This window comes from Ruegeria sp. CDSC085, assembly GCF_059610465.1.
Genome location: NZ_JBXWNR010000001.1, coordinates 473,873 through 496,834, shown reverse-complemented (window position 1 = coordinate 496,834; position 22,962 = coordinate 473,873). Strand labels below are relative to the sequence as shown.

The following is a 22,962-nucleotide window of genomic DNA, read 5'->3' as shown; positions in this document are numbered from 1 at the left end:
CATCGAGTTAAACTATTTCATTGTCTGCGCATAAGTAGCTTTCGGCTTGGTGTTAAACGGTAGAGGTTCGAATGTCGCTAACAATTCAGGGTCCCTCTTCGATTGCCATCCCAAGTGGATCGTCTTCCGTTATGCAGCAATACACGGCCACCAAAGCAGGCGCTTCGTGGAATGTGATTGTTTCAGGGACAGGAGGACTGGCCCCAAGTGATTATTCCGTTTCGATTTCACCGAACGGCGTTTTGACTGTCGATCTGACCTCTGGTGTTGTTATTCCTCCAAACACGCAACTGACCGTCGAGGTATTCGCGTCGACAGGTCCCGGTAACGGTAACAATGACTCTCTCATCGTGACCGTCGCTCTTCCGGCCGGAACAGTACCGTGTTTCGTGAAGGGTACGCTGATCGAAACTGAAAAGGGCTATCGTGCTGTTGAGGAACTATCAGTTGGGGATAAAGTGCGTGCTTCCAGTGGGGAAATTCTTCCAGTTAAGTGGATCGGAAAAAGGACTCTGAAGGCGGAAGATTTGAAACGTAACCCGCAATTGAGGCCCGTTTGCATCGAAAAAGGAGCGATAGGAAAAAACTTGCCTAGCCGTGATTTGTACGTTTCCCCGCAACACAGAATTGTTCTGGAAGGGTGGCGCGCAGAATTGTTGTTTGGAGAGGCAAAAATCTTCACCGCAGCAGTTCATCTGATCAACGACAAAACCATTCATCGGGTTCGATCCAATGAGTGCGTCACTTACTACCATATTGCCTGCAGTCGCCACGCAATACTGATGTCGAACGGATTGCCAACCGAAAGCTTGTTTCTGGGTGATATGGCGCTGAAGTCTTTTCGCCGTGAGGACGTTGAAGAACTGCTCGCACTGTTCCCCGAATTGCGTGACGGCACTGCAGAGTCGCAACAGACTCGCTTAAGTTGTTTGAAGCGCCGGGAAGCAATCGCATTGCGAAGCTCATACCCGGACAAAAATCCGAATAGTTGAAATTCGAACTGACTCTGGTCTGATCCTTTGTCTCAGCAAGTTCCTTCAAATGTGTTTTCTCGGATCGATTGCCATGGGCTACTTCAGGACGCAGCGCCATTTTCATGGCCTTGCGCGTTTCTGCCTTGCATCGACCGTCGCTTGCCTACAGCGAAAACCAAAGCTGGTCTTTGCGAAAGCCGCCTTTCACGAGGCGATCCGCGTTCAACACATCCGGAAACTCGTCTACCCAATCCCGAAACCTGTCATTTGTGACGATGCGTGCCTTGCTGTCCCGCGCCGCCTGCAAAATCATCGGGTCCGCTGGCATGCCTTTGGGGGCGACCATGACCTGCTTGGCGCGCAAGCCCAGGGCGCGGCTCAGCGTCCGGTCGTTCATATAGTGACCTTCGACCTTGTACCCGACATTCGCATCGAACATGACGCCCGGTTTGAACCCGGCTTGCTTCAAAGTCTCAAGGACCTTCTTCAACGTGCCCAGATCCGGGGTGCCTTCTTTCCAGTGCATGACGTTCGACCCGTCCACGATGATCCATGTATTGGCCCTGCGCCACCTGAACCAGGCTCTTACGAAAAGGATTGCGCTGGCTATCACGCAAATCAACGCCAGAAGGAACAGCCAATCCGCGTCAGTCGGAAAAAAGCTGGCAGCGATTAGCCCGCATAGCGAGACGAGCAACAGGAAAATGGTCGTGCGCAACGTAACTGATCCCTGAAAATACCTGCCCGAATCCTCCACCACTTTCGCGGGGATTGAAACAGATTTCCGCACCGAAATAGCGCAGTTGTTTCAGGTTGTGTCATCCGCGGCACCCAACCATTCAGGTTAAGCGTGCCGCGGAGGTAAAGCTGGGAAAGCTGTGACCGTTACTTGAAGTTCCGGCTGTCCTTGATCTGATCCCAGGCCCAGACGACCTCTTGCAATTGTTCTTCCTGCGAGCGGTCGCCACCGTTCATGTCCGGGTGCAGCACTTTGATCAGTTTCTTGTATGCCTTGCGGACTTCAGCCTTGGTCCAGCCGTCATTTGCCTCGAGAATCTCGATCGCACGGCGTTCGGTCGGCGGCAGGCGGCGTCCGCCACCCGTGTTGCGGCCCTTGTTCTGCGTGCTGTTGGCGCCGAGCACCTGATGCGGATCCTCGATCCCCAAACGGGCCCAGGCGCGCGCTTCGGGGTCGCCCATCGGCTTGGTCTCGCGCTCCCACACTTTGTCTTTTGATCGCTGCGCGTTCAACTCGGCCTCGGTGGTGCCGTCAAAGAAGTTCCATTTCTGGTTATACTCCCGCACGTGCTGTTGACAGAACCAAAAGAAATCATCCAGGACATCAGGTGCCTTCGGCGCGCGGAACTTACCCGGCTCTTCACATCCCTCGTGATCACAAACCCGGACAGAGGTTTCGGACGCACCTGACATGCCTCGACGACCCCGCGGATTCTTCTTCTTGGCGCTGGAAACGGACATATCGAATCCGAAGGGGTCTGATTTCGCCATGCTCTAATCCTCAAGAACGCGTCTTTTCGACTCGGAGGCAGCAGTTTAATCTAAGCAGCCGAAAGTAGAAGAGGGGTGCGGCAATATTTTTGCCGCTGAGCGAAAAAATGAGTGTGACAGACGAAATCCGAACCCGCCTGCAAGCCGCCTTTGATCCGCGCGAGCTTGAAGTGATCGACGACAGCGAAAGCCACAGGGGCCATGCGGGCTATCAGGAAGGCGGCGAAAGTCACTTCAACGTCCGTATCCGTGCCAGCGCATTTGAAGGTAAATCCCGCGTCGCCCGCCACCGTGCCGTACACAAGGCGCTGGGCGACATCGTGCCGCGCATCCACGCGCTGGCTCTGGATATTGGTGACTGATGATCTTTGCGTGTCAGTCCGCCTTCATCTGTGCGGACGGCGTCGATGCCGAGATGGAATATTCTTCCTCCGTCATGCCCTCTTCGATTCCCTCGAATAGCGGGGTCGACAAGTAACGCTCGCCGGTGTCCGGCAGCATGACCAGCATAACGGACCCTTCCGGCGCGGATTCCGCCAACTTTATGGCCACCGCAAAGGTTGACCCGCCTGAAACCCCTGTGAAAATCCCTTCCTCCGAGGCAAGCCGGCGAGACCATTCTATCCCTTCTGGCCCGGGAATGGGGATCAGTTCATCATAGTAGGAATTGTCGATGGCTTCCTGCAGGACCCACGGGATGAAATCCGGTGTCCAGCCTTGAATCGGATGGGGTTCGAAATCGGGATGGCTTTCGGTCGGCTGGTGATCATCGTTTCGGGTGTTGACGTAACCCGATGACACGATGGCTGCGTTGGCCGGTTCGGTCAGTATGATTTTTGTTTCGGGACGCTCTTTCCGCAATACACGTGAAACACCCGAAACGGTGCCGCCGGTCCCATAGCCCGTCACCCAATAATCCAGTCGTTGCCCTTCGAAATCGGCAAGAATTTCCCGCGCCGTCGTGTTTTCGTGAATATCGGCATTGGCAGAAGTTTCAAACTGGCTGGCAAGGAACCATCCGTTTTCCTCGGCCAGTTCCTTGGCTTTGGTATACATGCCGAACCCTTTTTGCGCCTTTGGCGTCAGAACAACCTTCGCGCCCAGGAACCGCATCAGCTTTCGCCGCTCGACCGAGAAGCTCTCGGCCATCGTCACGACCAGAGGGTATCCCTTGGCCGCGCATACCATGGCCAGCCCGATCCCGGTGTTGCCAGAGGTCGCTTCGACAACGGTTTGTCCGGGTTTCAGCCGCCCGTCCCGTTCTGCGGCCTCGATGATATTCAACGCCAGCCTGTCCTTGACCGAGCCTGCCGGGTTGAAGGCCTCGAACTTTACATAGACGGTCACATGCTCTGGCGCGATCCGGTTGACCCGAATGCACGGCGTGTCACCGACCGTGTCGAGAATGCTGTCATACAGGCGTGCCTGCCCTTGTGTCTGCCGAATAGCCATTTCGATGTCCCTCCAGAATATCCGGCTAACATGCCACAGATTCCCTGAGGGTATAGCCCTTATTGCTTGCCAATATGGTTATGAAGACACGGGCCGTACCCGGATCGACTTGACGAACGTCAGGGCAAAAACGGACGTTCTGCACAAGGCCACAGGCCGATTGCATTCGGTCCGGCGGCCGTACCAGTCCCCAAGACTATGTTTTCGACGCGCCGCTTGCATCAGGTGCGTCATCAGACCGCTTCAACGACAAAGGAGGCTCGTCCGCCTCTGCTGCAATTGGTTTCGGCGCCTGCACCTCGTCGGGGCCCGGGATCGGCTGGGCCAGTGGGGTGTCATCCATCTCAGGTGCTGCACCGACCCACGAGGCATCGACTTCTTCTTCCACCACGCGGCGAAACACCAGCACATTGCGCCAGTTCGTGGTCGATCCGGTCAGACCCGAGCGTTCCTCGCTGGGCAGCAGCTCGGCTCGCTGGTATTCCCAGCCATCCTGACCCATCTGGTTCAGCAGTTGCTCGACCGAGACGGCAAAGCGGCCCTCAGCCGTTTTCACGCCTTTGGCTTTGACACCTTTTTGCGGGGCGGGGATGACCTTGTATTCGTAGCGCTTCATCTACTGTTCCTAAATGCGTTTCCGCGCCAACTTAACACGCTGCCCCCCGGGTGAAAGGGCCGTTGCCCATCTGGCGGAATTCAGCACGGACCATTCGCTTCAGCTTGTGCTGCCTTGGCCACAACCGACAGGCACAGTTCCGTCGCCAGTGCCATGTCCTGCACTGAAATCCACTCCAACGGGCCGTGGGCGCATTGCATCCCGGTGAAGATGTTGGGGCAGGGGGTGCCGAATTCGGTCAGGCGCGATCCGTCCGTGCCGCCCCTGATCGGTACGGAAAGCGGTTCAATCCCCAACTCGCGACACGCATCCCGCGCCAGCTCGACCGGGGTCATGTCGTTTTCCAGCCAATAACGCATGTTGCGGTACTGGTGGCTGATGTCGCAGGTGATGGTTGCGCGCGGTTCCGTGGCCTGCACGGCGGCGCAGACCTGACGCACGATGCCCCGTTGCGCCTCCAGCCCGTCCATCTCGAAATCACGCAGGATCAGCTTGATCTCCATCTCGGATGATCCGCCGTTCATGTCAGTGACATGGACGAAGCCTTCGCGCCCGTCTGTGGTTTCGGGCGTCATGGTGGCCTGAGGCAATGTCTGCACGATCTTCGCCGCCAGATGCGTGGCATTCACCATCTTTTCCTTGGCCAGCCCGGGATGGATCGAAACGCCCTCGATCCTGATCACGGCGCGGTCGGCCGAGAAACTTTCGTACTCGATCTCACCCGCTTGCTGCCCGTCCAGCGTATAGGCAAAATCCACTCCCAGATCCTTGGGCAATTGCTCCGTGACACCCCGGCCGATCTCTTCATCCGGAGTAAACGCGATGCGGATCGGACCATGTGGGATGTCCTGATTTTCGATCAAGTGCCGTGCCATGGTCATCAGAATCGATACACCGGCCTTGTCATCCGCACCCAGCAGAGTCGTGCCCGATGCGGTGATCAGGTCATGGCCGATCTTTTCGGCCAGATAGGGGTTTTCGTCCGGGGAAAGAACCAGGTCCGGGTTGTCGGGGAAGGTGATATCGCCACCGTTATACCCCTTGATCACCCGCGGCTTGACGCCGGTCGCGTTGAACTGAGGAGCCGTATCGACATGAGCCAGAAAACCCACGGTCGGACCCGGTGCTGTTCCGGGAATGGTCGCGACAACCACACTGTCGCCTGTCATCTTCACATCCTGCGCGCCGATCCCGGTCAGTTCATCGCGCAACAGGTTCAGCATGTTGAACTGGATCTCAGTGCTCGGTGTCGATGGGGATGTCTCGTCACTTTGACTGTCGATGGCGGCATAACGCACCAGCCGGTCTTCAAGTTCCTGATCAAATCTGTCTTGCATAATGGCGCACCTCTCTGGAACGGAAGAAAGAGCGCAAACAGGGGGAAGTCAAGCCGAAGGCTTGACCTCAAAACACAAGAAATCGCGATGTTTTCCATTGCACAAACCCGCCAAAGATTGCTGGCAGGCTTGTACAAAATGAAAGGTTTACGACCCCAGCTTCTTGCTGACCAGTTCGTTGACGGCTTTCGGGTTGGCCTTGCCGCCGGTCGCTTTCATGACCTGGCCCACGAACCAGCCCGCAAGCTTCGGGTTCACCTTGGCCTTCTCGACCTGTGCCGGGTTGGCGGCGATAATCTCGTCCAAAGTGGCTTCGATGGCACCGGTGTCGGTCACCTGTTTCATGCCACGATCTTCAACGATCTGCGCCGGATCACCGCCTTCTGTGTAAACGATTTCGAACAGATCCTTGGCAATCTTGCCCGAGATCGCATCCGACGAGATCAGGTCGATAATCCCCCCCAATTGTGCTGGTGACACGGGTGAATCGGTGATGTCGTGGTCTTCTTTCTTCAGCCGACCGAACAGTTCGTTGATGACCCAGTTCGCAGCCAGTTTGCCATTGCGGCCCTTTGCGACCTCTTCAAAATAGGCGGCGGATTCCACCTCGGCGGTCAGAACCGAAGCATCGTAATCGGTCAGGCCATATTCGCTGATGAAGCGCGCCTTTTTGTCGTCGGGCAATTCCGGCAGTTTGGCGGCGATATCATCAACCCAAGTCTGTTCGATCTCCAGCGGCAGCAAGTCAGGGTCGGGGAAGTAACGGTAATCATGCGCTTCTTCCTTTGACCGCATGGAACGGGTTTCGCCCTTGTCCGGGTCATACAGACGCGTTTCCTGCTCGACGGTGCCTCCTCCTTCGACGATGGCGATCTGTCGGCGGGCTTCGACCTCGATCGCCTGCTGGATAAAGCGCATCGAATTCATGTTCTTGATCTCGCAACGTGTGCCGAGATGCGAAAAGTCCTGTGTTTCCTGATACTTCTCATACGCACCGGGCAAACAGATCGAGACGTTCACGTCGGCGCGCAGGTTGCCGTTTTGCATGTTCCCGTCGCAGGTGCCCAGATACCGCATGATCTGGCGCAGCTTGGCGATATAGGCAGCGGCCTCTTCGGGGCCGCGAATATCGGGACGCGAAACGATCTCCATCAGGCAAACGCCCGTCCGGTTCAGGTCGACGAAAGACATATGCGGGTCCATGTCGTGTATCGATTTGCCCGCATCCTGTTCCATGTGGATACGCTCGATCCGCACCATTCGTGCGGTGCCGTCCCCCATCTCGACCAGCACTTCGCCTTCACCCACAATCGGATGATAAAGCTGTGAGATCTGATATCCTTGCGGCAGGTCGGGGTAGAAGTAGTTCTTGCGGTCAAAGGCTGATTTCAGGTTGATATTCGCCTTCAGGCCCAGCCCGGTGCGCACCGCCTGTTCCACGCAGTATTCGTTGATCACCGGCAGCATCCCCGGCATCGCCGCGTCCACAAAGGCCACGTTTGAATTCGGTTCGGCCCCGAATTGGGTGGATGCACCCGAAAACAGTTTGGCATTGGATGAGACCTGAGCATGCACCTCCATCCCGATTACCAGTTCCCAATCGTGCTTGGCCCCGGCAATGGTTTTGGGTTTGGGCATTTCGTATGTCAGATCGAGCATGGCGCGCCTCATTTCCGCAGAAGTCTAAGCCTGCGTATTAGGCCCGGCAGGGCCTAGGGGCAAGGGGGAATCCTGTCGTGTTCAGTTCTGGGAAAACTGCAGACCCGATGGTGTAAATGTCACATCCATACCGCTGCGCAGTTCTTCCCGAAACAGATCCGAGATCGCGCGCAAGGCATCGCGCTGACCGCGCGCAGCAAATCGTTCGGGTGAGTTGATGCGGACAGAGTTGTTGAACCCGTTGGCCGCGTGCGCCCAGATCAAGGGGTGCAATTCTGTCAGATGATCTCGGATTAGCCAATTTGCCGTGTCGCGCATCTGAGACCGGACAAGGTCAGCCTGATCGTTCAGACCCTGGCCGTTCTGGACGGTGATCGCACAGTAAGATGATAGCATGTTAATCATCTGCTGATCGGGCCGCAGGCGCACGATATCGCGCAGACCTTCAAGAAAATACTCTATATCAACGCGGGCACAGGCCTCGTCGTCCAGTGCGATGGCGTCAAACTGAACCCATGTGTATCCACCCGCGCCCCAGATATCCTGTGTTCTGGCGGCCGTGCGCAAGGCTTGCAGCTCCAGCTCTTCGTAACTGCCGAACCAGCGGGGCAGAAGGTGGCTGCCCATAGCGCGCATGTGGCGCTGATTGTGTGGATCCATAGTGATCAGGCGTTCATATTCGTCAGACACCCGCGCGTTGGATTTGCGTTGACCAGCCAGTAATGCACACCGGGCCGCTGCAATCAGGGGGCTGTCGGGGGCGTTTTTCCTGCACTTAGGCAGGATCGCTGCGGCGCGGTCAAAATGAGCGGCGCAGCGTGACCGGTGCAAGGGTGGCAGCGTCGTGTCCGAGGCCGTGCCGCGCCAAGCCCATGCCAGATCGATATGGGCAAGGGCTACGACGGTGGCGATCATTGGATCATCGGGGTTGTCCGCCATCTCGCCTTCAAGTTCCGAGATGCCGCCCAACAGGTCGTAATCCGAGATGGCCTTGCCATCCGAAAGCGCATGTTCAGCAGCCAGGACCACGTCAGATCTGGCGCCGAACGCCAACAGATCGGCAACCGGCATACCATCTGAAACAGCGGCGCGATCCTGATCAGCCACGCGCATCTTTTCCGACAATTCCGTCCAGCGGTCCTGCCGGGTCAGGTAACGGCCATGTTCGATTGTGGAATGTCCGATCAGATCGTCGCTGCCGGTTTTTGCGACAGGAATATTGAGCTGGCCCTGCTCGGGCAAGGCTGCCGCCAGCGCGGATTTTGTCGCGCACAGGTCTGCTGAAGTATTTGTAGGACTGGCTGTGGATGGGGCGAACAGTGCCCTTAGCGACCGAAACATGGCGAAACTCAAAACTGAAAAAACTGATAACTGACACCGAAGTCTGGCGGGATATCGGGTTCAAATCAAGTATATTGCCGAATAGTTTTCCTTTTTAGTGTCCAATTCACCCTTCAAAGGTCCAGTGTTTCAGAAAACGGTGAAATGATGCCGTTCTACGCGAATTCCGGCTTGGTTTAGAAGGGTTTCCAAATCCCGATGCGCCGGACGCGACTCATCCGGCAGACGGATTCGTTTACCGGAATGCAGAACAATCGACACACGAACGGAGAAATCCCAACGGGTGTCAAAGCGGAAATGGTCGATGTCGCGCAATGCAATCTCTCCCTGTCGATTTCCCGTGAACCAGCTTATTGCATCCTGATCCACGTGCATGCCCGCGCCGGTGTTCTGAACCAAGTCCCAAAGTGCGGGCAAGGTGGCCAACGAAAGCAGCCCGGCGATCCACCAGGCCGTGTCAAACAGGACAACCAATGCCAGCAACGCCACGTAAACACTGGCCAGGATGGCCAGCGTTTTTAAGTTCCGGTTGCTACGGGCGAAGCTGTAAGGCGTCATGCGCCGAGGATGCGGGACACCATTTCGGTTGTGTCCCGCGACAGGTTCGGTGTTTCCGCAATGCGGGAAAGCTGCGCACGCATCAGGGCCTGACGATCTTCATCATACCGTTTCCAGGTCTGGAACGCAGAGCACATTCGAGCAGTGGTCTGTGGGTTCACCGGGTCCAGACGGATCAGCCAATCTGCCAGCAGGGCATACCCGGCACCATCCGGCTGGTGGAACCCTGCGTGGTTCATCGCCAGGGCGCCCATGACGGCGCGGAACCTGTTCGGGTTTTTCCAGTTGAAATCTGAATTCCTGGTCAGAGTCGCGGCTGTTGTGGCTGCCGCCTCTGGTGCCGCCATTGCGATCTGCAAGCCAAACCACTTGTCCATCACCAGTCGGTCGTGCCGCCACTGGTCGTGGAAGGCAGCCAACTGAGCCTCACCTTTGCGGGCGCGAAGAAGGCAAGACAATGCAGTCAGTTGCAATGTCATGTTGTCTGCCTTGTCATACGCCTCAGCCGCCATCGCCCCGCCGTCCAGACGAGAGGTCAGTGCCAGCGCGGCGCTGCCAAGTGCCCGTTTGCCGGACTGTTCTGCGTCTGGGCTGTAGGGACCGTCCACCAAAGCCTCACTATCCAGGCGGGGCAGCAAATCCTGTACGTTCTGGGCAGTTGCCTGTCGCAGCGTTTCCACCGCGGCCCAGATCGCCATAGGGTCGGGCGTTTGACCGCGGTCATGCAGGGCTGCTGCCAATTCCGACTGTGTCGGCAATCCCAGCATCAACGCACGATAGGCCGGGTCAAGTTCGTCATTGCGCAGCACGGCCAACACTCCGTCAAGGTAATCGGTATCCGGTGCCGCATCCTCCAGGATCATCCGCATCAGGGTGTCCTGTGCCAGATCTCGTCCTGCCTGCCATCGGTTGAACGGGTCCGTGTCATGCGCCAGAAGAAACGCGCGCTCCGCGTTCGACTGGTCATGCTCCAGAATAACAGGTGCCGAGAAATCGCGCAGGATCGAGGGCGTGGGTTTCGCCGTTAGGCCGGTGAACTCAAAGCTCTGTTCGGCCTGTGTCAGTTCCAGCACTTCGGTCGCGCGAACCTCATCGCCGTTGGGTCCAAGCAAGCCAATTGCGACGGGGATGACCTGCGGCAGTTTCTCATCCTGTCCCGGCGTGGGGTCGGTTCGCTGTTTCAGCGTGAGAGTATACATGCCGTCGGCCCAGTCTTCCTCGACCCTGACGCGCGGAGTGCCCGACTGGCTGTACCAACGTTTGAATTGTGTCAGATCACGCCCGGTGGTGTCTTCGAAAACCTTCAGCCAATCCTCGATCGTGCAGGCCTGACCGTCATGGCGTTCAAAATAGAGGTCTAGCGCCTTGGCATAGGCCGCATCCCCGACCAACCGTTTCAGCATGCCGATGACCTCGGCACCCTTCTCATAGACGGTGGCGGTGTAGAAGTTGTTGATCTCCTGAAAGCTTTCTGGGCGCACAGGATGCGACAACGGACCGTTGTCCTCGGGGAACTGCCGGGCACGCAGGTCTATGGCATCGTGGATGCGTTTCACCGGGGCCGAGCGCATGTCGGAGGTAAATTGCGCATCCCGGAATACTGTCAGACCTTCCTTGAGGCACAGCTGGAACCAGTCACGGCAGGTGATGCGGTTGCCGGTCCAGTTGTGGAAATACTCATGCGCGATGATCGCCTCGATCCGTTCGAAATTTGCGTCGGTCGAGGTTTCGGGACTGGCCAGAACGGCCGACGAGTTGAAGATGTTCAGCCCCTTGTTCTCCATCGCGCCCATGTTGAAGTCATCGACGGCGACGATGTTGAACACGTCCAGATCGTATTCGCGGCCATAGACGTCTTCGTCCCATTTCATCGATCTTTTCAGAGCCTCCATGCCAAAGGCGCACTTGCCCTCGTCACCCGGGCGAACCCAGAGGTTCAGCTCAACGTTTCGGCCCGATTTGGTGGTGAACTGACCGGGATGTGTGATCAGGTCACCGGCGACCAGCGCGAACAGATAGGCAGGTTTGGGCCATGGATCGACCCATTCGGCCCAGCCTTCACCCTTGCCCGACGGGTTGCCGTTCGACAGCAAAACCGGCAAGTCACCATTGATGCGCACGGTGAACGTGGACATCACGTCCGGCCGGTCAGGATAAAAAGTTATCTTCCGGAAACCTTCCGCCTCACACTGTGTGCAGTACATCCCGTTCGACATGTACAGACCCTCCAGCGCGGTGTTGTTGCCGGGGTCGATTTCCACCTCGGATTCCCACAGGAACGGCGCGTCGGGGACATCCGCGGTTAGTCCTTTGTCGGTCACGTCTGGCTCGATGCCGGCACCGTCAATGGCGGCGTGGATCAAGTTCAGTTCTTCCCCGTGCAGAAAGAATGTGCGGTCAGTGGCGTCGGGATTGGGCCGGAACGCTATGCGCGAGGTGACGCGCGTGGCGTGCGCGGCCAGATCAAAGGTCAGGTGCACGCTGTCCACCAGGTAGCCAAACGGTGTGTAGTCTTTCAGGTGGATCGTGGTGGGGGCAGCGTCGCGCATCTTGGGCCTCGTATCTGTTCGGGACTTGCGCGACGTTAGGGGCTTCGTTCGGGCGCTGCAACCGGCTCCCGCCATTGCCTTGTGGTTTTTGAAACAGCTTCAAGCTGAAGCGAATGCCCCAAATGACGGGATGAAAGTTGCCTATCGGAAACTTTCCGCCTAAGTCACGATGCATACAACGGCGCACAATCGCAGGAGAGCAGGAAAATGACGGACAGACAGACCCTGAGCGGACTGCAAATCGATCCGGTTTTGGCTGAGTTCATCGAGACGCAGGCGCTGCCGGGGACGGGCGTCTCTTCGCAGAAGTTCTGGGCTGGCATGGCGCGGATGGTGAGCGAACTGGGACCGAAAAACCGTGAGTTGCTGGCCAAACGGACCGAGATCCAAAGCCGCATCGATGGGTGGCATATGTCCCGAAAGGGGCAGAACACCAATGCCGCTGAATATGCGGCTTTCCTGGAAGAGATCGGGTATCTGGTTGAAGAAGGCGACGAGTTCCAGATTGAAACGGCCAATGTCGACCCAGAGATCGCCCTGACCCCAGGTCCGCAACTGGTTGTGCCGATTACCAACGCACGCTTTGCCCTGAACGCGGCCAACGCGCGCTGGGGCAGCCTGTATGATGCGCTTTACGGAACGGATGCAATGGGTGATCTGCCGGCAAGCGGTGGCTATGATGCGGCGCGCGGCGCGCGGGTGGTCGCATGGGCCAAGGCGTTTCTGGATGATGCTGTGCCTCTGGCGTCGGGATCATGGGCAGATGTCACCGAATTGGGTGTCACCGACGGTGTGCTGACCCCTGCGCTGGGCGATCCCGCCCAATTTGCCGGGTTTGGTGGTTCGGCGGACAAGCCCGACTTCGTGCTTCTGAAAAACAACGGTCTGCACATCCAGATCATGATCGACCCCACAAGCAACATAGGCGCGACCGATCCAGCAGGCATTGCAGATGTCCGGCTGGAATCCGCGCTGTCCACTATCATGGATTGCGAAGATTCGGTTGCCTGCGTCGATGCTGCCGACAAGGTTGTGGCCTATGGCAACTGGTTGGGCCTCATGAAGGGCGACCTGACCGAAGAGGTCACCAAGGGCGGCACCACGTTCACTCGGAAACTGGCAGAGGACCTGAGCTTTACCACTTCGTCGGGTGATCAGGCCAAGCTGAAAGGCCGGTCCTTGATGCTTGTGCGCAACGTTGGTCACCTGATGACCAACCCGGCCGTGCTTGACGCAGAAGGGCGCGAGATCGGCGAAGGCTTGATGGATGCTCTGTGTACCACCCTGATCGCCATGCACGACCTGAAGCAAGACGGGGGCAATTCTGTCGAAGGCTCTGTCTATGTGGTGAAGCCCAAGATGCACGGGCCCGAGGAAGTCGCGTTCTCGGTCGAGATATTCGACATGGTCGAAGATATTCTGGGCCTGCCGCGCAATACCGTGAAACTGGGCATCATGGATGAGGAACGCCGCACCTCGGTCAACCTCAAAGAGTGCATTCGTGCCGCAAAATCACGGGTTGCCTTTATCAACACGGGTTTTCTGGACCGGACCGGCGATGAAATACATACCTCGATGGAGGCGGGTCCGATGCTGCCCAAGGGCGACATCAAGAATACGCCATGGATTGCGTCCTACGAAGATCGCAATGTCGATATTGGTCTGGCCTGTGGTTTGAAGGGCAGGGCGCAGATCGGTAAGGGTATGTGGGCCATGCCGGATCGCATGGGCGATATGCTTGAGGCCAAGATCGGCCACCCGATGGCCGGAGCGACATGTGCCTGGGTACCGTCGCCCACGGCCGCGACCCTGCATGCAACGCATTACCACAAGGTCGATGTGCTGGCCCGTCAGGACGAGCTGGCGGCAGGGGGTGCGCGTGGCACGTTGAAGGATCTCTTGACCATCCCTTTGCTGGCTGGATGCAACCTGAGTGACGAAGAAATCACGCGTGAACTTGAAAACAATGCGCAGGGTATTCTGGGCTATGTCGTGCGTTGGGTCGATCAGGGCGTGGGCTGTTCCAAGGTCCCTGACATCAACGATGTCGGCCTGATGGAAGACCGCGCGACCTGCCGGATTTCGTCGCAGGCGCTGGCCAACTGGCTGCATCACAGCATCGTGGATGAAGCCCAGGTAATGGCTGCTCTGCAGAAGATGGCCGCCGTTGTGGATCGCCAGAACGAAAACGATCCGGGTTACACCCCGATTGCTCCGGGATTTGACGGCATCGCCTTTCAGGCGGCATGCGATCTGGTGTTCAAGGGTCGGGTTCAGCCCTCGGGCTATACCGAGCCGGTCCTGCATGCGCGCCGGCTGGAGTTGAAAGCCAGCCAAAGATAATCCCAATCAAGGCTCTCAGGCGGGTCGTTTGAGGGCTTTTTCGAACTCCAATCCGACAAGAGGACCATCAGATGTCAATTTCCCTACGCAAAGCCCGCACCATTATCCGCAAAACTCTGGAAAAGGGCCACGAGATGGAGTTGAAGCCGCTCTCTGTTGTAGTGCTGGATGCCGGTGGGCACGTTATTGCGTTTGAGCGCGAGGATGGTGCTGCACCGGGCCGTTTCGGGATTGCGCAGGGCAAGGCCTATGGGTCGGTCATGCTGGGAATGGCGGGCACCGCGCAGATGCAGCGCGCCGAAGCACAGGCCTATTTCATGGCCTCTGTGAATGGCGTCTATGGTGGTCAGGTCGTGCCGGTTCCGGGCGGAGTTCTGCTGCGTGATCGCAAGGGGGCCGTGATCGGCGCCGTGGGGGTTACCGGCGACACATCTGACAATGATGCGCTGGCCGCAATGGTGGGAATTGAGGCAGCCGGCCTGATCGGCGAGATTTAACAAGAGCGTTGTATTTATGCGTCTTTCCAGTTGAAGTGTGGATATATTCCTTCTTTTTGCTTATTTTCGGGAAATAATTCCGATTAATCAGGAAAGATCAGGACATACGGTGCGTGTTCGAACACGTCCCTGCGCTTTCATGCAGGGCGTGTATTCTTGCACGTTAAAACTGCTGCCGCTAGCTTCCTTGACAGTCATAACAACAGCAGGGAAAGCGGAATGTCTCGGCCTGTCGTCGGTATCATCGGCAACTCGTATCTCATGAACGACCAATACCCCACACATGCTGGGGGAACGATGAACTCGGATGCCGTGGCCAACGTGTCAGGATGTCTGCCGCTGCTGATACCGGCAGATCCGCGGTACGTGTCGGTCGATGAGTTGCTGGAGGTCTGCGACGGCTTTCTGCTGACTGGCGGTCGCCCGAACGTGCATCCGGAAGAATACGGTGAACCTGCAACCGATGCACACGGCGAATTCGACCGGGCACGAGACGCCATAACTCTGCCGCTGGTTCGCGCTTGCGTTGAAAGGGGTACGCCGTTTTTGGGCATCTGCCGGGGGTTTCAGGAAGTCAACGTTGCCATGGGCGGAACGCTTTATCCCGAGATACGCGATTTGCCGGGGCGGATGAACCACCGGATGCCGCCCGATGGAACCCTGGAGGAAAAGTTTGCTCTGCGTCATGTTGTGACACTGGAAAACGGAGGCGTTTTTCACAAACTGTTCGGCGCAGCCGAGGTCATGACCAACACCTTGCACGGTCAGGGCATCAAAACGATTGGGCAGCGCGTGGTCATTGATGGCCATGCACCGGACGGGACGCCCGAGGCGATTTACATCAAGGATGCGCCCGGCTTTACCTTGTCGGTTCAATGGCACCCGGAATGGGACGCGATCAATGATCCGGTCTCGCGCCCCCTGTTCGAAGCCTTCGGCGATGCGGTTAGAAACTGGAATTGTAGCAATCGTTCTGCAAGGCTAAGGCAATCTGCTTGACCGGCGCCTGCGGGCTGCCCTCGATTCCCCGTCTCTGAATCGCAACATTCGAATATTTGTTTATGAGACGAGCCCAATACCCTTGTTTATCCGCCAGCAGGTCTGAATGCTTGCCCCCAATGCCACGAAACGGTGCGAGATTGAGACATGCAAAGGTCAACCCAAAGGCGACTGCGTTCAGTTAGGTTTCTGGCAGCGACATTTTTCGCAACTTCCAGTTTTGCAGCTGAAGTGATGGCGCAGCAGTGTGGTTCTTTAGGTGAGTTGCTTTACATCGGACGCACGCGTGATTCAGCATCCTCCGTTTGGTTGTCTGCGACTGAGCAAGGCGGTTTTCGTTTGGAAGCCGCGCAAGGCAACACAACGGTGGACACTTGGAACAAGTCTCGCAGAGGCGTTCATCTAAGCTTTTCACCCTTTGTCTCAAACGGAAATGGTGGAGTGCACCGATTGTTCGAAATCGGTGGAGCACCAAATGGCAAGGATTGCCTGATCGATACACAAAACCAACAGAGAAACTGGAGCTTGCCCGGTGGAGGTGGCGGCGGAGGCGGCTCCGGTGGCGGTTCAGGTGGCTCTGGCGGCGGCTTTGGAGGTGGAGGCGGTTCAGGTGGCTCTGGCGGCGGCTTTGGCGGTGGAGGCGGCTCAGGTGGCTCTGGCGGCGGCTTTGGCGGTGGAGGCGGCTCAGGTGGCTCTGGCGGCGGCTTTGGCGGCGGTGGCGGTTCCGGTGGCTCCGGCGGCGGCTTTGGCGGCGGTGGCAGTTCAGGTGGCTCCGGTGGCGGAGGTGGTTCTGGTGGCTCCGGTGGCGGTTCCGGTGGCTCTGGTGGTGGTTTTGCTGGAGGTGGAACTGCGGCCGCTGTACCTCGTACTCGGCCACAAAGTGCTGCTGACGGGGTATACGCTGTCGGTGTTGAGTGTGTTGACGCAGCGACGGGTAAACTTGACGCGGCTTTATGTGATCCCTCTGTTACTGCTCCTATTGTAGGCCCTCCTTTGACCGAAGGCCGAGATCTCGCGCTGCCGTCCACATGGAATGTATGGACAGATTTCACCTATACCGAAATCGAAGACACGCGCGGGGTCGGAGAAGTCGACATAAATGACAACTATTTTGCGGCAGGGTTTGACAGGCTTGTCAGGCCGGACTTGGTCGTTGGATTTCAGGTTGAATATGAAAACCTTGATGTCGAAGGGTTTCAGGGTCAATTCAGACAAGACACTAAAGGGCTTGCTGCGGGCCCCTATTTTGCCTGGCGCATGTCCGAGAGGTGGGTGCTGAATGGACTGGCGACCGTCGGCGAGTTTTCGACGGATGTGAACGTGCTGGGCTTAAGTGGCGATTTCGACCGGACCCGGTGGCGAGCCAATCTGGAGGCGATCGGTCAGTACGAGGCCGGGAATTTCCTGTTACGTCCGTCGATTGCCTTTGACTATTATAACTACAGCGCAGAAGACTATGATCTGAGCGGCACTGTGGCAGGTGTTCCGGTCAACATAATTGGCCAAGTTGCTTCAGCGACTTACAGCGCCTTAACCCCTGAGTTGGAAATCAGCAGGCCATTTGTCACTTCGCGATCGATCGTGTCTCCTTTTGCGACGCTGAGCGCGACATACTGGTTCGACCGGGACAATGTTGGAATAGGCGCTGGATCCCAGACCGACTTGACTTGGGCCACGCGCTTAGGGGTGCGCGGGCGCGCGAGTGAGGCCGTTTATGTCGAGGCGACACTGGGATATCTGAGTTTGTTCGAAGATGATTTGGATACGACCGAAGCGTCCGTTTTTCTTTCTGTCAGCTTCTGAACCTCAAGGGGCGAAAAAGGGGGGCGCCGCCTCCAGTCAAGAGGCGGCGCCAAAACGATCAGACCAGCAGGTTGAACTGATTGATCAGCGGAAGCGAGCGTGCGCGCTTGCCCGTCAGGTCGAAAAGCGCATTGCCAAGCGCCGGCATCGAAGGCGGTGTTCCGGGTTCGCCCGCGCCGCCCATATGCCGATTGGTTTCCAGTACGCGCACCTCGACCTGCGGGGCAGTGTGCATTCGCATCGCGTCATAGTCGGGGAAGTTGAATTGCTCGACTTCGCCTTCCGCAAAGGTGATCTCGCCGAAACATGCGGCAGACAGGCCGTACATCATACCGCCGAACATCTGCGCCTTGACGTTTTCCGGGTCCAGCGCCAGCCCCATGTCGCAGGCAATCCAGGCCTTGCTGATGCGGATGGTGCCGTCTTCGTCGACCACTTCGATGACCTGAGCCACCGGGGTGCCGAAGCTATATGTGAAGGCCACGCCGCGGCCGACGCCTTCGGTCGTCTGGCCGGCCCAGCCTGACATCTCCTTCACGGCTTCCAAACATCCCGCCGACGGCGCGTGTTCGTTCTTCATCAGATCCAGCCGGAACTCCAGCGGATCGCGGCCTGCGGCGTGAGCCATCTCATCCATGAATGTCTCATGAAAAAAGCCGTTGTGGCTGTTGCCGACCGAGCGCCAGAAGCCCACTGGGACAGCCAGATCAGCAATGTGACCGCTCATGCGGTAATTCGGTACTGCGTAGGGCTGGTTGAAGAAACCTTCGACCAGCACTTTGTCGGGGCCTCCGCCGGGAAACCCGGTGTAGCGCTCGACCGCCTGTTGGGTCGGAGATTGCGCAGCGACCTTCCCGTCTATGAGAACGGCCGTGCCGTCCTGAACCGCGCCGCGCATCCGGGCGATGGCGCCGGGGCGGAAATAGTCGTGACGCATGTCTTCTTCGCGGCTCCAGGTTGTCTGAACCGGCGTGCCGGGCATGGCCATGGCAACCTTGGTGGCGATTTCGCCAAAATCCAGTTCTCCGCGGCGACCGAACCCGCCACCCAGATAGGTGGTGTGGATTTGGACGGCTTCGGTATCCAGACCGGCGGTGTTGGCAACGCGGAACTGGATCAGGGTCGGGGCCTGGTTTCCGCACCACAGTTCCAAAGCGTCGCCGGTAAACAGCGCGGTGGCGTTCATCGGCTCCATCGTTGCATGGGCCAGATAGGGCACGCGATATTCGGCGGTGATTTCCGTCGCGTTTTCCGGGCTTGCGCTGACATCGCCGTCGTCGCGCATGGTCGAGTTCGGTGCGTCGTCAAACGCCTCGGCGATTCTGGCAAAGATGCCCTCGGTTTCCGGCGGATAGGGCGCGTCGCCCCAATCAACGTCAATGGCCTCAACCGCCTGATTGGCCAACCATGTGTTGCTTGCGATCACGGCCACGCCTGTGCCCAGATCGACAACCTTCTCAACCCCGGGCATGGATCTTGCGGCGCTGTCGTCAAAACCATTCATTGCACCGCCCAGTTTGGGATTCATTCGGACGCTGGCGAATTTCATGCCGGGCAGGCGAACATCGACGCCGAATTCAGCGGTGCCCGTCGCCTTGCCCACCATGTCGAGACGCGGTTGGCTTTGGCCCAGATAACGCCATTCAGACGGGTCTCGCAACGGCACCTCAACGGGCTCCAGCCCGGCGGCATCCTCGGCAAGCATTGAATAGGCAGTCTTGTCGCCGTTGGGGGCAATGACATGGCCTGACGCCGTTTTCAGATCCGAGGGGTCGACACCCAACCGGTCTGCGGCAGCACGTTTCAGTGTTTCACGAGCCGAAGCACCGGCTTGCCGCATCCGGTCAAACCCATCTTTCATCGAGGTCGAGCCACCCGTGACTTGCAGGCTGAGCGTTTTGCCCAGAACGCCCAGTGCCTCGCCCAGATTGTGCTGGAAATTCGAGATATCGTACCCTTTGTTTGGCAACCCTTCGCCCACAAGGGCCGAGTTGTAATAGGCCGCCGCAGCGGGACCGTGAAGAACGGTGATCTGATCCAGATCGACATCCAGTTCTTCGGCGATCAGCGCGGCCCATGTGGTTCGGACGCCCTGACCCATTTCCGCGCGGGGCGCGAACAAGGTGACACCGTTCTGGTCAATCAACACAAACGGGTTCAGTGCCGCCTCGCCTTCGCCGGGTTTCAAGGGGTTGGCCGCGGGGCGTGTAACGTAATAGGTGCCAAAGGCCACGCCGCCAACTATCGCGGCAGAGCCGATCAGGAACGTACGGCGGAGGATTTTTCCAACGGAAGCCATTGCTTACGCCTCCTTCAGCTTGGATGCCGCGTCATGGATCGCTGCGCGGATAAGGGGATAGGTGCCGCAGCGGCACAGGTTGCCCTGCATCGCTTCGTCGATGTCTGCGTCAGAGGGGTCCGGGTTTTCCGCCAGCAATGTAGCGGCCTGCATGATCTGGCCCGACTGGCAGTATCCGCACTGCGCGACCTGATGTTCGATCCAGGCCTGTTGGATCGTGGCCAGCGCGTCCGGTGAGCCGAACCCTTCGATCGTGGTCACGTCACCCCAGACATCCGACAGCGCCACCTGGCACGAGCGCACGGCCTCGCCATCGATGTGCACGGTGCAAGCCCCGCATGCGGCCACGCCGCAGCCGAACTTGGTGCCGGTCAGGCCGACCTCATCCCGCAGAACCCAAAGAAGGGGGACGTCATCAGGCAGGTCCACCTGATGTTGCTTTCCGTTGATCTTCAGGATCGTCGCCATGGCGCACCTCGTGTTGCTGTGGCTGGTTTGTGACATAATTGTATAAAAGTGTCAGGATGTCAATTGACAAATTGAGCAAAAAATGTCAGATCTTCAGGCATGAAAGATAACAGTGACGGCTCACGGCAACAGGCGATCCTGAATTCGGCGTTTCAGGCCTTTTCTACTTACGGATACCGAAAGACCTCAATGGACGACATCGCGCGCGGCGCGGGGATGTCTCGGCCGGCGGTGTATCTGCATTACAAGAATAAAGAGGCGATCGTCAGCAAACTGACTGAGTTGTACTATGCCGAAAAGAGCGTCGCGGTGGCCGAAGCGCTGGCGACGCAGGGGTCGGTGCCCGAGGTTTTGACCCGTGCAGTTCAGGCGCAGACCGAAGGGATGGCAAAAATTCTGGCCTCACCCCACGGGCTTGAGATGCTGGACAACACCAAGTCCCTGTCTTCCGAAATCATCGCAGCGGGTGAGGCCAAATTGGCAGGTATCTATGCGGACTGGCTAACGCGTCAGGAACAATCGGGCCGGGTGCGCCTGCTGGCTGATGCGGCGGAGACCGGACGGACGATAACCGCCACACTCAAGGGGTTAAAGCTGATTGGCGCCGGTGCCGAGGTCTATGAACAGCAGGTCGCACAGGTTGCGGCCCTTTTCGGCGCCGGGCTCGAAGTCAGGTAACGCGCTGACGGATCTTGTATTCGGGCGTGTCCCACAGGCGGTTCTGCATGATATCGGCGATAATCTCGACGGCGCGTTCGACATCGCCTTCGTCGATATACAAAGGTGTAAAGCCGAACCGCATTATGTCGGGTGAACGAAAATCTCCGATCACGCCGCGGGCGATCAGGGCCTGCATGGCGGCATACCCTTCCTTGAAACGGAACGAGATCTGGCTGCCACGCAGCTCTGGATTGCGGGGGCTGGCCAGTTGCAGATCCGGGCAGGTTGCCTCGACGCGTTCTATGAAAAGCTCGGTCAGTTCAACCGATTTGGCGCGAACGTCGGCCATGTCCGCCATATCCCAGATGTCCATGGCGGCCGACAATGCCGTCATCTGGATGATGGGTGGCGTTCCCACCCGCATCCGCTCAATGCCGTTGCCGGGGCGGTAATCGAGATCGAAGGCAAAGGGCGCTTCGTGCCCCAGCCAACCGGAAAGGGCGGGGCGTGTGTTGTCTGCCAATCTGGGTGCGACATAGATGAAGGCCGGTGCGCCGGGACCTCCGTTGAGGTACTTGTAAGTACACCCGACCGCTAAATCGGCGTTGCACCCTGAAAGGTCCACGGGAATGGCCCCTGCGGAATGGGCCAGATCCCAGACCGTCACTACACCGTTGGCATGTGCCAGTTCGGTCAGCGCTTTCATGTCGTGCATGCGGCCCGAGCGGTAATCCACCTCGGTCAACATAAGAACGGCGACCTCTTCGGTGATCGCGTCGGCTACGGATTCGGGATCGACAATCCGCAATTCGTAGTCGTCGCCGAGTGACCGCAACAGGCCATCCGCCATGTACAGGTCCGAAGGAAAGTTCCCGTTATCCGACAGAACCACTTTGCGATCCGGATTCAGTTCAAGGGCCGAGGCCAGGGCCTGATAGACCTTGATCGACAAAGTGTCCCCGGTCACCACGCTGCCGGGCTCTGCTCCGATCAGACGACCAATCCGGTCGCCAAGCCTGGTAGGCAAGCCCATCCAACCGGCCTTGTTCCAACCGGTGATCAGCATCTGCCCCCATTCGTCGGTCAGCATTTCCTGTACCCGCGTGCCTGCCGTCTTGGGCAACGGCCCCAGAGAGTTGCCATCCAGATAAATGACGCCTTCAGGCAATTCGAACATGGCTTTGGTTGCTGCAAAATCTGTCATGAAGGCTCGCTAACTTGTGTGATCGTCGTTGATTGCTTTTGAGGTAGCCGATCCTCAAATGTGAGTCCATGCGATGCGACATACTGGTCTTTTGCCATTTTGACCCAAAAGCGGTAGGACATCGCTCAGATGCGACATGTGCTCGATCTTGTCGTCACTTAATGAGGGCTCTGCATGCGCTGGATAGATGTGCCACCGGTTTGGCTGATTGCTTTTGCTGCGCTTGCCTGGTTGCAGGCCAAGTATCTGAAACTCGGCCTGTCGCTTGAGGGCGGTTTGACGGACCTTCTGAGCGGGGTGCTGATCGGAGGTGGCCTCCTGATGGCTGTCCTGGCAGTGGTCGAATTCCGCCGCCACAAGACAACTGTTGTTCCGCATGAAACACCGTCGTCTATGGTGCAATCAGGTATCTACAAGCGCAGTCGGAATCCGATCTATGCAGGCGATGTTCTGATCCTTGCAGGTCTTATTCTTCGTTTTGACGCCGTATTATCCCTGGTTCTTGTACCAGTCTTCGTCTGGGTGTTGGAGCGTCGGTTCATCCTGCCGGAAGAAGATCGCCTGCGTCGAACCTTTCGCGCCGACTTCGCGCGTTATGAACGCAAGACACGGCGCTGGATCTAGGGTGAATTCTGCAATGACATCACGTCAGAAATGCTGCGCTTGCGAAATAATGTTGCGCAGGATACATCTT

20 protein-coding genes are annotated in these 22,962 nt (G+C 57.9%); 8 read left to right on the top strand and 12 right to left on the bottom strand.

Annotated features, from left to right (window positions below; translation table 11 throughout):
• The first annotated feature begins 71 nt into the window (after positions 1–71).
• Entirely contained in the window at positions 72–992 is a 921-nt protein-coding gene (locus AC2FJB_RS02490; protein ID WP_117868351.1) for a Hint domain-containing protein, read from the top strand.
• Positions 993–1,137: 145 nt separating this feature from the next.
• Here the strand turns inward: AC2FJB_RS02490 and AC2FJB_RS02485 are convergent, their stop codons facing one another.
• Positions 1,138–1,692: an NYN domain-containing protein gene (locus AC2FJB_RS02485; RefSeq protein ID WP_496719244.1), complete on the bottom strand. Its 555-nt coding sequence runs from the start codon at positions 1,690–1,692 to the stop codon at positions 1,138–1,140.
• A gap of 167 nt (positions 1,693–1,859) precedes the next feature.
• On the bottom strand, positions 1,860–2,483 hold the full coding sequence (locus tag AC2FJB_RS02480; protein ID WP_117868352.1) for a J domain-containing protein: 624 nt from the start codon (positions 2,481–2,483) through the stop codon (positions 1,860–1,862).
• 107 nt (positions 2,484–2,590) lie between these two features.
• Here AC2FJB_RS02480 and AC2FJB_RS02475 point away from each other — a divergent pair, with 107 nt between their 5' ends.
• Complete coding sequence (locus AC2FJB_RS02475; RefSeq protein WP_117868353.1) at positions 2,591–2,845, top strand: BolA family protein; 255 nt, start codon at positions 2,591–2,593, stop codon at positions 2,843–2,845.
• Positions 2,846–2,858: 13 nt separating this feature from the next.
• On the opposite strand, the gene AC2FJB_RS02470 is transcribed toward AC2FJB_RS02475, so the two are convergent.
• The 7 genes from AC2FJB_RS02470 to pepN form a co-directional block, all read right to left on the bottom strand.
• Positions 2,859–3,935: a PLP-dependent cysteine synthase family protein gene (locus tag AC2FJB_RS02470; protein WP_496719243.1), complete on the bottom strand. Its 1,077-nt coding sequence runs from the start codon at positions 3,933–3,935 to the stop codon at positions 2,859–2,861.
• Positions 3,936–4,131: 196 nt separating this feature from the next.
• Complete coding sequence (locus AC2FJB_RS02465) at positions 4,132–4,551, bottom strand: DUF4177 domain-containing protein (RefSeq protein ID WP_496719242.1); 420 nt, start codon at positions 4,549–4,551, stop codon at positions 4,132–4,134.
• 80 nt (positions 4,552–4,631) lie between these two features.
• A complete protein-coding gene (gene pepT, locus AC2FJB_RS02460) occupies positions 4,632–5,888 on the bottom strand; it encodes a peptidase T (protein ID WP_496719241.1) in 1,257 nt (418 codons plus the stop codon).
• Positions 5,889–6,035: 147 nt separating this feature from the next.
• Entirely contained in the window at positions 6,036–7,547 is a 1,512-nt protein-coding gene (gatB, locus tag AC2FJB_RS02455) for an Asp-tRNA(Asn)/Glu-tRNA(Gln) amidotransferase subunit GatB (RefSeq protein WP_117868357.1), read from the bottom strand.
• A gap of 81 nt (positions 7,548–7,628) precedes the next feature.
• Positions 7,629–8,888, bottom strand: coding sequence for a hypothetical protein (locus tag AC2FJB_RS02450; protein WP_496719240.1), 1,260 nt, complete (start codon positions 8,886–8,888; stop codon positions 7,629–7,631).
• Positions 8,889–9,017: 129 nt separating this feature from the next.
• Entirely contained in the window at positions 9,018–9,446 is a 429-nt protein-coding gene (locus tag AC2FJB_RS02445) for a hypothetical protein (RefSeq protein ID WP_117868358.1), read from the bottom strand.
• Positions 9,443–11,995 (bottom strand): aminopeptidase N, encoded by a 2,553-nt coding sequence (gene pepN, locus AC2FJB_RS02440; RefSeq protein WP_496719239.1) that lies wholly within the window; start codon positions 11,993–11,995, stop codon positions 9,443–9,445. The genes AC2FJB_RS02445 and pepN overlap by 4 nt, the downstream gene beginning before the upstream one ends.
• A 207-nt stretch (positions 11,996–12,202) precedes the next feature.
• Here pepN and AC2FJB_RS02435 point away from each other — a divergent pair, with 207 nt between their 5' ends.
• The 4 genes from AC2FJB_RS02435 to AC2FJB_RS02420 all read left to right on the top strand — a co-directional run bounded on the left by AC2FJB_RS02435 (position 12,203) and on the right by AC2FJB_RS02420 (position 17,637).
• Positions 12,203–14,338, top strand: a complete 2,136-nt coding sequence (locus tag AC2FJB_RS02435; RefSeq protein WP_496719238.1) for a malate synthase G — start codon at positions 12,203–12,205, stop codon at positions 14,336–14,338.
• A 71-nt stretch (positions 14,339–14,409) separates the two neighbouring features.
• Positions 14,410–14,835 (top strand): GlcG/HbpS family heme-binding protein, encoded by a 426-nt coding sequence (locus tag AC2FJB_RS02430; protein ID WP_117868361.1) that lies wholly within the window; start codon positions 14,410–14,412, stop codon positions 14,833–14,835.
• A gap of 219 nt (positions 14,836–15,054) precedes the next feature.
• On the top strand, positions 15,055–15,834 hold the full coding sequence (locus AC2FJB_RS02425; protein ID WP_117868362.1) for a gamma-glutamyl-gamma-aminobutyrate hydrolase family protein: 780 nt from the start codon (positions 15,055–15,057) through the stop codon (positions 15,832–15,834).
• Positions 15,835–16,275: 441 nt separating this feature from the next.
• Complete coding sequence (locus tag AC2FJB_RS02420) at positions 16,276–17,637, top strand: autotransporter outer membrane beta-barrel domain-containing protein (protein ID WP_496719237.1); 1,362 nt, start codon at positions 16,276–16,278, stop codon at positions 17,635–17,637.
• Between the two features lie 58 nt (positions 17,638–17,695).
• Here AC2FJB_RS02420 and AC2FJB_RS02415 read toward each other — a convergent pair whose 3' ends face one another.
• Positions 17,696–19,936 carry a xanthine dehydrogenase family protein molybdopterin-binding subunit gene (locus AC2FJB_RS02415; protein WP_496719236.1) on the bottom strand — a complete coding sequence of 747 codons (2,241 nt, stop codon included), beginning with the start codon at positions 19,934–19,936 and terminating at the stop codon, positions 17,696–17,698.
• A gap of 3 nt (positions 19,937–19,939) precedes the next feature.
• Positions 19,940–20,404, bottom strand: coding sequence for a (2Fe-2S)-binding protein (locus AC2FJB_RS02410; RefSeq protein ID WP_496719235.1), 465 nt, complete (start codon positions 20,402–20,404; stop codon positions 19,940–19,942).
• A 99-nt stretch (positions 20,405–20,503) separates the two neighbouring features.
• Between AC2FJB_RS02410 and AC2FJB_RS02405 the strand changes: the two genes are divergently transcribed.
• Positions 20,504–21,082: a TetR/AcrR family transcriptional regulator gene (locus AC2FJB_RS02405; RefSeq protein ID WP_496675313.1), complete on the top strand. Its 579-nt coding sequence runs from the start codon at positions 20,504–20,506 to the stop codon at positions 21,080–21,082.
• Here the strand turns inward: AC2FJB_RS02405 and kynU are convergent.
• Positions 21,075–22,268, bottom strand: coding sequence for a kynureninase (gene kynU, locus AC2FJB_RS02400; RefSeq protein WP_496719234.1), 1,194 nt, complete (start codon positions 22,266–22,268; stop codon positions 21,075–21,077). The two genes, AC2FJB_RS02405 and kynU, sit on opposite strands and share 8 nt — an antisense overlap.
• Before the next feature lie 174 nt (positions 22,269–22,442).
• Between kynU and AC2FJB_RS02395 the strand changes: the two genes are divergently transcribed.
• Positions 22,443–22,892 carry a methyltransferase family protein gene (locus AC2FJB_RS02395; protein ID WP_496719233.1) on the top strand — a complete coding sequence of 150 codons (450 nt, stop codon included), beginning with the start codon at positions 22,443–22,445 and terminating at the stop codon, positions 22,890–22,892.
• Positions 22,893–22,962 lie beyond the last annotated feature (70 nt).

What these genes read in the sequence shown, in the direction of transcription:
- AC2FJB_RS02490 (WP_117868351.1), top strand. Translation starts at nt 72, where the DNA reads ATGTCGCTAACAATTCAGGGTCCCTCTTCGATTGCCATCCCAAGTGGA.
- AC2FJB_RS02480 (WP_117868352.1), bottom strand. Translation starts at nt 2,483, where the DNA reads ATGGCGAAATCAGACCCCTTCGGATTCGATATGTCCGTTTCCAGCGCC.
- AC2FJB_RS02475 (WP_117868353.1), top strand. Translation starts at nt 2,591, where the DNA reads ATGAGTGTGACAGACGAAATCCGAACCCGCCTGCAAGCCGCCTTTGAT.
- AC2FJB_RS02470 (WP_496719243.1), bottom strand. Translation starts at nt 3,935, where the DNA reads ATGGCTATTCGGCAGACACAAGGGCAGGCACGCCTGTATGACAGCATT.
- AC2FJB_RS02465 (WP_496719242.1), bottom strand. Translation starts at nt 4,551, where the DNA reads ATGAAGCGCTACGAATACAAGGTCATCCCCGCCCCGCAAAAAGGTGTC.
- pepT (WP_496719241.1), bottom strand. Translation starts at nt 5,888, where the DNA reads ATGCAAGACAGATTTGATCAGGAACTTGAAGACCGGCTGGTGCGTTAT.
- gatB (WP_117868357.1), bottom strand. Translation starts at nt 7,547, where the DNA reads ATGCTCGATCTGACATACGAAATGCCCAAACCCAAAACCATTGCCGGG.
- AC2FJB_RS02450 (WP_496719240.1), bottom strand. Translation starts at nt 8,888, where the DNA reads ATGTTTCGGTCGCTAAGGGCACTGTTCGCCCCATCCACAGCCAGTCCT.
- AC2FJB_RS02445 (WP_117868358.1), bottom strand. Translation starts at nt 9,446, where the DNA reads ATGACGCCTTACAGCTTCGCCCGTAGCAACCGGAACTTAAAAACGCTG.
- pepN (WP_496719239.1), bottom strand. Translation starts at nt 11,995, where the DNA reads ATGCGCGACGCTGCCCCCACCACGATCCACCTGAAAGACTACACACCG.
- AC2FJB_RS02435 (WP_496719238.1), top strand. Translation starts at nt 12,203, where the DNA reads ATGACGGACAGACAGACCCTGAGCGGACTGCAAATCGATCCGGTTTTG.
- AC2FJB_RS02430 (WP_117868361.1), top strand. Translation starts at nt 14,410, where the DNA reads ATGTCAATTTCCCTACGCAAAGCCCGCACCATTATCCGCAAAACTCTG.
- AC2FJB_RS02425 (WP_117868362.1), top strand. Translation starts at nt 15,055, where the DNA reads ATGTCTCGGCCTGTCGTCGGTATCATCGGCAACTCGTATCTCATGAAC.
- AC2FJB_RS02415 (WP_496719236.1), bottom strand. Translation starts at nt 19,936, where the DNA reads ATGGCTTCCGTTGGAAAAATCCTCCGCCGTACGTTCCTGATCGGCTCT.
- AC2FJB_RS02410 (WP_496719235.1), bottom strand. Translation starts at nt 20,404, where the DNA reads ATGGCGACGATCCTGAAGATCAACGGAAAGCAACATCAGGTGGACCTG.
- AC2FJB_RS02405 (WP_496675313.1), top strand. Translation starts at nt 20,504, where the DNA reads ATGAAAGATAACAGTGACGGCTCACGGCAACAGGCGATCCTGAATTCG.
- kynU (WP_496719234.1), bottom strand. Translation starts at nt 22,268, where the DNA reads ATGACAGATTTTGCAGCAACCAAAGCCATGTTCGAATTGCCTGAAGGC.
- AC2FJB_RS02395 (WP_496719233.1), top strand. Translation starts at nt 22,443, where the DNA reads ATGCGCTGGATAGATGTGCCACCGGTTTGGCTGATTGCTTTTGCTGCG.